The 11,896-nt window shown below is 71.7% G+C and carries 6 protein-coding genes; 3 read left to right on the forward strand and 3 right to left on the reverse strand.

Translation table 11 applies throughout. From position 1 onward, the window contains the following. Positions 1 to 481: 481 nt before the first annotated feature. From QOL15_RS10710 to QOL15_RS10720, 3 genes are all read right to left on the reverse strand, one after another. Positions 482 to 3,220 carry a hypothetical protein gene (locus tag QOL15_RS10710; RefSeq protein WP_071247708.1) on the reverse strand — a complete coding sequence of 913 codons (2,739 nt, stop codon included), beginning with the start codon at positions 3,218 to 3,220 and terminating at the stop codon, positions 482 to 484. Between the two features lie 290 nt (positions 3,221 to 3,510). Beyond that, the gene (locus QOL15_RS10715; RefSeq protein WP_065960664.1) at positions 3,511 to 6,546 is read right to left on the reverse strand and encodes a glycosyltransferase; all 3,036 of its coding nucleotides are present in this window, start codon (positions 6,544 to 6,546) and stop codon (positions 3,511 to 3,513) included. A gap of 49 nt (positions 6,547 to 6,595) precedes the next feature. Continuing rightward, positions 6,596 to 8,503, reverse strand: a complete 1,908-nt coding sequence (locus QOL15_RS10720; RefSeq protein ID WP_254784124.1) for a glycoside hydrolase family 99-like domain-containing protein — start codon at positions 8,501 to 8,503, stop codon at positions 6,596 to 6,598. Between the two features lie 274 nt (positions 8,504 to 8,777). On the opposite strand from QOL15_RS10720, the gene QOL15_RS10725 reads away from it, so the two are divergent. From QOL15_RS10725 to QOL15_RS10735, 3 genes are read left to right on the forward strand one after another with little or no spacing between them, the layout of a single operon-like run. After that, positions 8,778 to 9,689: an ABC transporter permease gene (locus QOL15_RS10725; protein ID WP_083230068.1), complete on the forward strand. Its 912-nt coding sequence runs from the start codon at positions 8,778 to 8,780 to the stop codon at positions 9,687 to 9,689. A gap of 3 nt (positions 9,690 to 9,692) precedes the next feature. Beyond that, the gene (locus tag QOL15_RS10730) at positions 9,693 to 10,901 is read left to right on the forward strand and encodes an ABC transporter ATP-binding protein (protein ID WP_071247702.1); all 1,209 of its coding nucleotides are present in this window, start codon (positions 9,693 to 9,695) and stop codon (positions 10,899 to 10,901) included. Between the two features lie 5 nt (positions 10,902 to 10,906). After that, complete coding sequence (locus tag QOL15_RS10735; protein ID WP_071247699.1) at positions 10,907 to 11,848, forward strand: glycosyltransferase family 2 protein; 942 nt, start codon at positions 10,907 to 10,909, stop codon at positions 11,846 to 11,848. Positions 11,849 to 11,896: the final 48 nt, after the last annotated feature.

Below are 11,896 nucleotides of genomic sequence, written 5' to 3' on the forward strand. Positions count from 1 at the left end.
CGGCCGACGGCCGACGGCCGTGCCTCCGGCCTGGAGGCGCGGCTCCCGCCCTCCGGCGAGCGGACTTCCGGACACCCCGGCTCCACCCCTGACCGGCCCGTCACGGGACCGGCCGTCGTCCGACGCGCCACCGGCACGGGAGGCACGGATCCGGCGCGCCCGTGAGCCGACGTCCCGGCACCCCGGCTCCACCCCCGACCGCCCGCCACGAGCGCGGCAGACCTCCCGGGTGCGACCGGCCCCGGCAGCGCGGCACGGCGCCGGCGCCGGACGGGCGGGACGTCGACGACCAGGACCAGGACCAGGACCAGGACCACCCACTCCACACCCCGCGGCCGCGGCCGCGGCTCCACCGACACCGTCACGGGCGGACGGGCCGGCACCGCAACGGACGACCGGACACCGCCACGCACACGGGGACGGCCCCGGCTCCTCGCGGAACCGGGGCCGTCCCCGTGTGCGTCGAGCGGTCGCCCGGTGGTCAGGGCACCGTGACCGTGAAGCAGCCGAGCGAGACGTTGCCGCCCGCACCGGTGTTCACGGCGGTCACGCAGAGCTGCTGCGTGCCCGAGGCCGCCGGCACCGTCGCCTCGAACCCGTGCTGCGCGCCGGCGGCCGGGTAGGCCTTCCCGACGTCGGTGCGGGTGACGTTCGCCGTCAGCGGGGTGACCGTGGAGCCGACCTGCGCGTTCACGGTGATCGCCGTCGCGGGGGTGTCCGCGTCGAACGACCAGCCGCGGAGGGCGATGCCGCCCGCGACGCCGCTGACCGAGTCGACGACCCCGCGCGGCGGGGTCCCCGGGTCACCGGCGACGGTGACCTGGCGGCACCCGAGGTCGGTGTCACCGCCGGCCCCGTCGTTCACCGCGGTGAGGCAGACGGTCTGCGTGCCGGTCGCCGCCGGGATCGTCGCGTCGAACCCGGTGGTCCCGGTCGCGGCCGGGTACGCCTTCGGCACGTCGGTCCGCGCGCCGGACGCGGTGATCGTCGTCGTGGTCCCACCGACGGTGGCGCGGACGGCGATCGGCTTCGCCGTGTCGGGGTCGAACGCCCACCCGGAGACCCGGACACCGCCGGACACCGCGGTGGCCCCGTCGTACCAGCCGATCGGCTTGCTGCCGGCGTCGGCGACGGTCACCGTCCAGCAGCCGAGGGAGGCGTCGCCGCCCGTCCCGGTGTTGCCGGCGGAGAGGCAGATCTGGTTGACCCCGGTGCGGGCCGGGACGGTCGTCTCGAACCCGTGTGCCGATCCGGCCGCCGGGTAGGCGTTGCCGACGTCCGTGCGGGTGCCGTTCGCCGTGATCTTCGTCACGGTGGAGCCGACCGTCGCCGTGATCGTCAGCGGGGTCTTCGGCGTGTCGGTGTCGAACGCCCAACCCCGCACCGCGATCCCGCCCGGAGCGGCGACGACCGAGTCGACGTTGCCGCGGGGCGGCGTGCCCGGGTCGACGACCGGCTGCGGCACGGTGACCGTCTTGCAGCCGAGGTCGGTGTCCTTGCCCGATCCGACGTTGACCGCCGTGGCGCACACGGTCTGCGCTCCCGCCGACGCGGCGACCTTGCCCGCGAAGCCGCTCGCTGCGCCGGCCTTCGGGTAGACCTTCTGCACGTCGCTGCGGGTCTGGTTCGTGGTCATCGTCGTGACCGTCGAGCCGACCGTGAACCGGATGGTGAGCGGACCGGTGGCGTCCGCGTCGAAGGCCCAGCCACTGACCGAGATGCCGCCGTCGGTGGCCGTCGCGGAGTCGAACACACCGGCGGGCGAGTTGCCGCTCGCCGCCGCGATCGTGACGGTCTTGCAGCCGAGCGTCGTGTTCGCGCTCCCGGCGCCCTGGTTGATGCCGAAGGCGCAGACGTCGTACGTCCCCGGCGACAGGGTCATCGTCGTCTGGAAGCCGTGCGCCGCACCGTAGGCCGGGTAGGCCGCGGCAACGTCCGGACGGGACTGGTCCGCCGTCGCGTGCTGGCCCTGGGCGCCCGCGTAGACGTCGACCGGGATCGAGGCCGTGGTGTCCGGGTCGATCGCCCAGCCGCGGAGCGTCACGGTGCTGCCGGACGTCGTGACCGAGTCCAGGTTGCCGATCGGGTTGCCCGTCGCGACGGTCACGGTCTGGCAGCCGGCGCTGGTGTTCGCTCCGCCCTGCGTGTCGATGAAGAACAGGCACACCTGGTGTTGGCCGCCCGCGATGCCGAACGTGCCCGAGAACCCGTGGTTCGGACCGTTCGCGGGGTAGGCCGCCCCGACGTCCGGACGGCCGAGGTTCGCGGTGAGTGCCCCGGCACCGTTGCCGTCGATGTACACGTGGACCTGGGCCGGGGTCGTCGGTGCGTCCGGGTCGATGGTCCACCCGGCGACGCTGACCGTCCCGACGCCGGCGGTCACGGACTCGACGTTGCCGAAGGGCTGCGACGCACCGGTCGGCGAGCCGAACCAGTTCGAGTAGTAGGTGAAGAAGTTGAGGTTGCCGTAGGCGCCGCAGGCGCTGTCCGCGCGACCGGCGAGCACGTTCGCGTTCGGCTGGTACGGCGTGTAGTAGTACAGCGCCGCGGTGGCCTTGTTCTGGACCGTGACCTGGCTGGAACCACAGGCAGCGTTCGGGTTGAAGCGCACCGCCGACGGGACACCGATCGGGTACCAGGTGAAGTAGTTGCTCGTGCCCGGCGGGTTGCCGTACCGCTTGAGCTGCCACGCGGCGAGGTAGATCTGGTTGTACAGCCCCGCGTACGCCGGGTCGCACCAGCCGGGCTTCGCGGTGTTGTCCGGGCAGGCGTAGCCCATCGCCCGGTCGAGACGCGCGTCGGACGGAGCGCTCATCGTGACGAGCGACTGCTCCTTCTGCAGGATCACGAGGAGCGCCTTCGCGCTGATGCTGCAGGACTGCTGCACCTTGAAGATGATCGACGAGGTCAGCTCACCGGCCGCGCCCTGGTAGGCACCGCACATCGCGTCGGCCGAGCGCGACGAGGTGTCGGTGCGCTTCAGCCGCAGGCAGTTGCCGTTCCCGCAGGAGGGCTCGTTCGCCTCGAGGAACGACTGGATCTGCGCCTGCGACATCGCGTTCGCGTTGTAGAAGTTCGCGTCCGAGATGATGTTGCCGGCCTGGAACGTCGCGGCCCCGGCGGAGTTCGACTGCACGGCCACGAGACCGCCGACCACGGTCGCGACGAGCGCGAGCGCGATGGCTCCTCGGAACCAGATGGATCGCAGCAGCGCTGCCATGGTGCTTCCCCTTCGGGCGTCGCCGCGTGTCCACACGGCGCCTGATCACCTGCTGACCGGGACCCAGCAGACATGGACAGTCAGATGCTATGCGATAACACGAGTTCACATCAGTCCCACGTGTATCCCGCGATCGGGGGGTCCGGGGTGACCACACGCTGTCCGAGGGGGAAGGCGTCCGGGGCGACCACCCGCTGACGGACGCAGCGGGGCGGACGGGAGGCGCGCCTCCCGTCCGCCCCGCTGCTCGCGTCGGCGACCGCTCCGGTCGATCCGCTCCGGTCAGCCAGTCAGTCCGTGCTGCTGGCCGCGGTGTCGGCCGCGTCGGCGGCCGGTGCCGCCTGCGCTGCCGCTTCGGCCTCGGCCTCGGCTGCCGCGAGCGTGCCGGCCGGTGCCTGGGCCGGCGCCTGCTCGGCGAGGACGCCCTCGGGGTCCACCAGGAACGGGTAGATGTGCTCGAGCGCGTGGTCCCACGAGCTGTGGTGCTCGTCGATCGTGCGCAGTGCGCCCGCCGAGAGCTTGCGGCGGAGCTGCGCATCGCGGATCAGCGTGTCGAGGTTCTCCACCATGTCGTCGAGCGACCGCATGGTGAGCTGCGAGTTCTCGTCGTCGCGGAACAGCCAGGTGAACCACTCGCTGTCCGGTGCGACCATCGGCACACCGCTCGCCATGAGCTCGAGCGGCAGGTACGACGGGTGGCGCGAGATCTGCATGGTGAGCCCGATGTCGGTCTCGCGGTAGACGCGACCCGTGGCGCGGTAGTCGAGCAGCCCCATGTCGATGAAGTCGGCGCTCTGCGGCAGGTACCGTGCCCCGGCCGCGACGATGCGCACACCGTCGCCGTGCCGGCGCTTGATCTCGGTGAGCGCCTGGAAGACGAGCTCCCAGCAGTTGCGGAAGTGGTCGCGGGCGTACGCGAAGATCGTGACGGGCTCGTCCTCGCCCTTCTCGCGGCGTCCGTCCGGGTGGTAGATCGAACGGTCGACGGCCGGCGTGAACGGGATCGACTTCCCGCCGTACTCCCCCGAGTAGATGCGGTGCATGCTCTCGGTGTTGCAGATGCCGTACAGGCCGAGCCGGTAGCTCTCCTCGGCCATCGCGAACATGCTCGACGCCGGGTAGAACGCGGGCTCGTAGTCCTGCATGAGGTAGAACTTGCGCGGTGCGCTGTCCGAGCGCGCGACGTGCATCGCGGTCAGCCAGAGCGTCGCGATCGCGGCGTCCGCCTCGGGAACCGCGGCGATCTGCTCGTCGGACCCGTCGTAGAACATCACCTCGGACTCGGCGAGCGACGGGAAGGCCGCGGCGATGGCGGACTTGATGTACGCCTCGTTCGGCTGCGCGTACGCGATGAAACGGTGGTGCACGCCGTGCTCGCGCGTCAGCTTGTCGGCCAGGCGGAACGCGGTGTTCAGGCCGCCGAAGAACGGCATGTCGACGTCCGGGATGAACCAGTTGATCGTCCGGACGGCGCGCGGGCCGGTCGTCCGGGCGTGCAGTTCGTGCACGCGTTCGACGGTCCCGTGCGTGATCGAGGCGACGCCGAGCAGCGACTTCGCCTCGTCGGAGATCGACGAGCTCTGCGCGACCTTCGTGTAGGCCCGACCGAGCACCGCGAAGGCGAGCTGGACCGGCTTCGGGTCGCGGGTGCTCGCGAAGCGCGGCACCGCGGACAGCCGGGAGACGTTCGGCGACGAGTACGGGTCGCCGTTCTGGAGCCACGGGTGGTAGCGCCAGTAGCTGGCGTAGAAGTCCTCCATCGGCACCGAGGTGCCGCGGGTGATCGACTCGTAGTGGCGCACCATGTCGAACGGGATGACCACGTTGCGGCGGCCCGCGATGATCTGGTCGAGGCCGAGCACGACGTCGCTACCGGTGAGGATGAAGCGCTCGTCGAGGCCGTTCACCGCCTCGAAGTGCTCGCGGCTGATCGCGACGCACGCGCCCGTGACCGCGAGCGAGTCGCGGTACCACCGGGTCGAGCCGAGCAGCGTCTCGCTCCCGGGACGCATGCCCGTGAACAGGTTGTCGGCGAACCCGTTCGGGCCGACCATCACGCCGCCGTGCTGGATGAGCCCGTCGCCCTGGCGGTGCTGCATGCCCACCGTCGCGACGCCGTCGCGCTCGAGCATGCCGACCATGTCCCGGAGCCACGTCGGGTCGACGATCTCGGTGTCGTCGTTGAGCATCACCACGACGTCGCCGTCGGTCGAGCGCACGCCCACGTTGTTCACGCGGGAGTAGTTGAACGGCGTCTCGGTCCACCAGATGACCTTCGGCACGATGCCGTGCTCGCCGGCCGCGTACCAGGCCGCGCGCTCCTCGGTCTCGCCGCCGTTGTCGACGACGGTGACGTCGAACTCGGGGTAGTCGGTGCGGGCCAGGCTCGGCAGCAGGCGGTCGAGGTTGCCGCGGTTGTGCCGGGTCGGGATGACGATCGACACCTTCGGCCACGCCTGCGGCTCGAAGGAGACCCGGACGACGCCGTCCTGCGGTCGCGTCGAGACGGTGTGGCCCTGCGACTCGAGCACCTCGCGCACCATCGCCGCGTCGGCGGGCAGCGCGCGCCACGCCGTCTCGTCGACGCGCTCGGAGAGCAGCACGCGCGAGACGTTGCCGACGGTGCGCTCCTCGAGGTCGGCGGAGAGCAGGAACCGCCAGACACCGCGGTCGGACAGGTCCGCCTCCGGCACCTGGGCGACGGTCGCCCGGCTCGCCGCGAACGCGCGCCCGACGTAGTTCGCGCCGAGGAGCATCTCGGGCGACCACATCGGGCGGAACCGCGGCGAGGTCCGACGGCCGCGCTTGCCGATGTGGTCGGAGTCGAGCACGATGAGCCGGAGCGCCGGGTCGATGCGGTGCAGGCGGGCGATGTCCGTGAACGCGTTCGAGCGCAGCACGCTCCCACCGCGCAGGAACATGTAGAAGTCGGCGTCGGTCTGCTCGAGGATGCGCTCGAACGTCGTGCCGCGCGGCACGACGACCACCTGCACGTCCGCGTCACCGCGCTGACCCTGGACGCTCTCGCGGGTCTCCTGGTCGGCCTTGGGGTCCGTGGACTCGACGACCACGGCGAACCGCGTCTCCGACATCCGCTCGAGCGGTGCGTGCGGGATGCGACGCTGCTGCGCGAGGAAGTCGTGGTACGACTCGAACCCGGCGGAGCGCTGCGGGACCTTGGCGAACAGCTGCCGGGTGTCGGCCACCCAGGAGCGCGCGCCCTTGTAGGAGTGGTAGCTCGCGATCGCGATCCCGCGGCCTCGCGAGTTCATCGGGAGCGACTTCCGTGCGCTCTCGACGGCCCAGACCCTGAAGTTGTGCAGCAACGATCCTTCTCCCACTGGTGGCGGTTGACTCCGGCAGTCTAGGGGGTGCTCATCGGGCGCCGACCGACGCGACGGCGTCCAGGTAGGTCGCCCCGTACCGCTCGGTCGGCTCGAGCACGGCCCCCTCGGCCCACTCGTTCCAGGCGTTGAGGAACACCACGGGCGCGTCCGGGGTCACCCGCTCCGCGGACCGGACGGCCTCGGCCAGCCAGCGTCGGAAGGTGAAGGGGTTCGCTCCGTACCAGACGTCGGGAGCGAGCTGCCGCCGAGCCGTGTTGTCGAACCCGACCATCACGCCGGGGGCCACCGCGCCGTACCCCTCCGGGAGGCGCAGGCGCGAGATCGCCCCGTCCGCCGTGCCCCGGTAGCTGAGGATGCGGCCCGCGAAGTCCGGACGGACCCCGAGCTGCCCCTGCTCCTTCCAGTGCCACTCGTGGTTGTGCGGCGGGAAGCCCATCAGTCCGTCGAGCCCGGAGTCCTCGATGCCGTCGGCGTCGAGCCCGTCGAACACCGCGCCGACGTCCACGCCGAGCACGTGCAGCGGTCCGACGCCGGCCGCGTCCGCACGCCGACGCCACTCCGCGATGGTCGCGCGGTGGTCCGGCAGGTGTGCCGGGCGGTACACCGCGATCACGGCGGCGCCGCGGATGCGGAACCAGCGCGGGTCGCCCAGCAGCGGGAGCAGGTGGTCGATGAAGTCCTCGGCGGGGACCTGGTCGTAGTCCTGGGCGATCAGGACGCTGTCGCCCCGGCCGTCCCAGGTGCGGGTCCAGTCCTCGTTCGCCCACATCACGCAGAACCGCTGGTCGGTGTCGCTCGCGGCGAGGCGCTCGAGCGGCATGTCCATCAGGCGCTTGCCCGCGAACCAGTAGTGGTAGTACATGAACGCCCCGATGCCGGCGTCCCGCGCGAGGCGGGTCTGGGCGGCCCGGACCTCGTCGCGGTGCAGGTCGTAGAACCCGAGCGCGCCGGGCAGCATCGGCTGCGCGTGCCCGTGGTAGTCGGGGACGGCGCGCGTGACGTTCGTCCACTCGGTGAAGCCGGCGCCCCACCACGCGTCGTTCTCCGGGAAGGTGTGGAACTGCGGCAGGTAGAAGGGCACGAGCTCGGCGCGCACCGCCGGCTCGGGCCGTCGTGCGGGCAGGTCGTCGACGGCCGACACGGTCAGACCGCTCTCCACGGTGAGCACCCCGAGCAGCCGCTCGACGGCGTGCGCCGTGGTGCCGTCGATCTCGCCGCGCTCGTCCGGGAAGTCGTCGCGGTCCATCCGCAGGGCACGGAGGCCGCGGAGCACGAAGCCCTTCGTCCAGTACACCGAGCCGGCCGGGAACCGCAGGTCGATGACGAGGTCCTCGAGCTCGAGGCGTCGCAGCAGCGACCGGACGCCGTGCTCGTCGGCGCCCCAGTGCTCGGCACCGACGATGGACGCGCCCGAGGTCACCATGCCCGCGTCGGTGTGCCGGAGCGCCTCGATCACGCGCGCGACCTGGTCGCGGTCGCCGAGCACGGCGTCGAGCAGTTCGTCGCGCCAGTCGGCTCCGCTCCCCTGCAGCGACTCGTGGTCGGCGCGCCAGGCCGATCGCTTCGTGTGCACCTTGAGCACGGCGTCGTAGCCGTCGAGCAGCCCCGCGTTCACGACGGACACGAGCGGCAGGACGTCGCGACCGCGGTTCTCGATCGGCAGGACGACGACGCGGCGCACCAGGTCGAGCGCGCTCGTGTCGACCGCGACGTCCACGCCCTCGGTCACCGTGACCACGAGGTCGAACGGCTCGGGCACGGACCGCAGTCGCTCGACGAGCCCGGGCAGCAGTTCCGGGTAGTGCACGTGCAGCACGACCGCCACGCGCGGGGGCGCGTCGCGCTCCGCCGGGGTGCGATCGCGGTCGGCCGCGGCGACCAGGTCGCGCCAGTGCTCGGGGAACCCGACGAAGCGGCCGCCGGAGCGTCGCTGCACCCAGGTGCCGAAGTCGTAGGACGGCAGGGCCGCGGTCTCGGCGGCGGCGGCCTCGCGGAGCAGTGCCCGTCCGAGGCTGATGCGGTACCGCCCCAGGCGTCGCTTCGCCCCGGCCCACGTTCGGATCCTGATGATGTCGCCCCTTCCGATCGCGAGGAGCGAGGGTCGGACCGCTGCTCCAGGCGGTCTATCGTAGTATCTCCGCGGCGATCGTCAGGTCGCCGCCGGTCTGCGCGTCCGCGTGACCGAAGCCCCCGTGAGGAGACCGCAGCACATGCCAGACGCGAGCGCAGTGGCCAACGAACGTGCGGAGCGGCTCGCCACCGAGCCCTGGCAGCACGCCGGGGCGAACGGCAGCGGACTCGTCGGGTTCGCCAACACCGTCCGCGACATCTGGGTCCAGCGCGAACTGCTCGGCATGCTCACGAAGCGCGAGCTGAAGGCCCGGTACAAGGACTCGTCGCTCGGCTTCCTCTGGAGCCTCGCCCGGCCGCTCACGCAGCTGTTCATCTACTACGTGGTGCTCGGGACGTTCCTCGGCAACGCCAAGGCGATCGACAACTTCGCGATCTACATCTTCTCCGGCCTGACGATCTTCACCGTCTTCCAGGAGATCGTCGGCGCCGGCACCGCGTCCATCGTGGTGAACGCGGGGCTCGTCAAGAAGGTCTACCTGCCGCGCGAGATCTTCACGCTGTCCTCGGTCGGGTCGTCGCTGTTCAACTTCCTCATCCAGTTCGCCATCCTGCTCGTCGCGGCGCTCGCGCTGCAGACCGTGGCGTTCGGCTGGGACCTGCTCTACGGCGTGGGTGCCCTCGTCCTGACGATCGTGTACGCCGTCGCGCTCGCGCTCCTGCTCGGCGCCCTGAACGTGTACCTCCGCGACGTCCAGTACCTCGTCGAGGTCGTGCTCATGCTCGCCATGTGGGGCTCGCCGATCGTCTACTCGTGGACGCAGGTCGCCGACCGCGTGCCCGGCTGGCTCACCGAGATCTACCTCAACAACCCCGTCACCATCGCCGTGATCGGCTTCCAGCAGGCGATGTGGGGCGAGACGAGCCACGGCACCACGCCGGACCACCTCGCCACCCGCATGCTCGTCGCGCTCGTCGTCGGCCTCGTGCTGCTGTTCGTCTCGCAGCGGGTCTTCTCCCGCCTGCAGGGCAACTTCGCCCAGGAGCTCTGATCGATGTCCCCCGCCACCCCCATCGTCCGCGTCCAGGACGTCTCCAAGCGGTTCGTGCTGCACAAGGAGAAGAGCCTCAAGGAGCGCGTCCTCAGCGCCGGTCGGAACAGCGCGTTCCGTGAGGACTTCTGGGCCCTCCGCAACGTCGACCTCGAGATCGACTCCGGCTCGACGGTCGGGCTCATCGGGCCGAACGGCTCGGGCAAGTCGACGCTGCTGAAGACCATCGGCGGGATCATCCAGCCGACGAGCGGCTCCGTCGTGCGCCGGGGTCGGATGGCCGCGCTGCTCGAGCTCGGCGCGGGCTTCCACGCCGACCTGACCGGCCGCGAGAACGTCTACCTGAACGCGTCGATCCTCGGGCTCTCGCGCACCCAGACCGACCGCTACTTCGACGACATCGTCGACTTCTCGGGCATCGCGGAGTTCATCGACACGCAGGTGAAGTTCTACTCGAGCGGCATGTACGTCCGGCTCGCGTTCGCCGTCGCGGTGCACGTCGACCCCGACCTGCTCCTCGTGGACGAGGTCCTCGCCGTCGGCGACGAGGCGTTCCAGAAGAAGTGCCTCGACAAGATCGCGTCGTTCCAGGCCGAGGGCCGGACGATCGTGCTCGTCACGCACACGCTGAACCAGATCACCGACCTCTGCTCCCGCGCGCTCGTGCTCGCCCGGGGCAACGTCATGTTCGACGGCGACCCGACGGACGCCGTGAGCGTGCTGCGCTCCGGGTTCCAGACCACCATCGACGCGGACGCCGCCAACGCCGAGCGTCCGGCCCAGGCCGCGGCCCCCGCGTTCGACATCGCCCGGGTGCGTTCGATCGTGGTCGACGGCGAGCACGACCGGAGCACCGACCAGGTCGTCGTCGCACCGGACCGTCCGCTCACCATCGACGTCGAGCTCGACGCGAAGACGCAGCTCGACGACTGGGGCATCGGCGTGCACGTCGACAACCCGTTCGGGCAGGTCGTGGTCGGCACGCACACCGACATGCTCAAGGTGCCGACACCGTCGTTCCAGGGCTCCCGGACGGTGCGCTTCACGTTCTCCGACGTCCGTCTCGGCGGCGGCGAGTACCGCGTCACCAGCGCGCTGTTCGGCCGCGGCGGCCAGGAGATCCACCGCCTCACCGAGGGCGCGACCTTCACCGTCCGCCCGAACAGCAGCTCGTACGGTCCGATCGGCGCCGCAGCCGCGATCCAGTTCTGACGCCGGTGTCGCCCGCGGTCGAGGTCGTCGTCGTCAACTGGCGCCGCGCGGACCTGACGATCGAGTGCGTCGAGTCGCTCCTCCCCCAGCTCGCGGAGGTCGACGCCGTCGTCACGGTCGTCGACAACGCGTCCGGCGACGGCTCGGTCGAGCGGCTGCGGAGCGCCCTGCCCGGGGTGCGCGTCCTGGAGAGCCCCGTCAACGGCGGCTTCGGCGCGGGTGTCGACCTCGCCGCGGGTGCCTCGACCGCCGACGTGCTCGTGCTGCTCAACAACGACGCGGTCGCGCGGCCCGGCTTCCTCCGGGCCCTGACCGCCCCGGTCCTCGACGGCAGCGTCACCGGCGCCACGACGGCCAGGATCCTCCTGCGCGCCGAGCCCGGCGAACCGGTCCGCACCAACTCGACCGGCAACGTCGTCGACCGGTCCGGCAACGGCGGCGACCGGGACTGGCTCGTCCCGCACCCCGCCGACGCCGACCCGGAGGTGTTCGGCTTCTGCGGCGGCGCCTGTGCGATCGCGATGCCGGCGTTCCGCCAGGCCGGCGGGTTCGACGAGTCGCTCTTCATGTACTACGAGGACACCGACCTCAGCTGGCGACTGCGCCGTCTCGGGCACGGCGTCCGGTTCGTCGGCGACGCGGTCGCGGTGCACCGGCACGCGTCCTCGCTCGGGACCGGGTCGGCGGGGTTCGTCACCGCCAACACGCGGAACCGCGTGGTCGTGGCGGTCAAGAACGCCCCGTGGGGCGTCGTCGCCCGCGCCGTGGCGCGGACGGTCGTCCGCACCGCCCTCGACAGCGCGGCCCGCGACCCGCGCGCACGCGACCGTGGGCGCGCCGAGCGGCACGGACTCGCCCAGGCCGTGACGCGCCTCCCGGCCGCGCTCCGCGCCCGACGCACCATCGACCGGACCGCCACCGCGCCGCGTCCCCGACTCGACGGCTGACCCGGTCGGGAGGCGCGCCCCGCCTCCGCTGGTCGCGTCCGGCCCGTC

The organism is Curtobacterium sp. MCBA15_012 (assembly GCF_001864935.2).
Lineage (GTDB): Bacteria > Actinomycetota > Actinomycetes > Actinomycetales > Microbacteriaceae > Curtobacterium.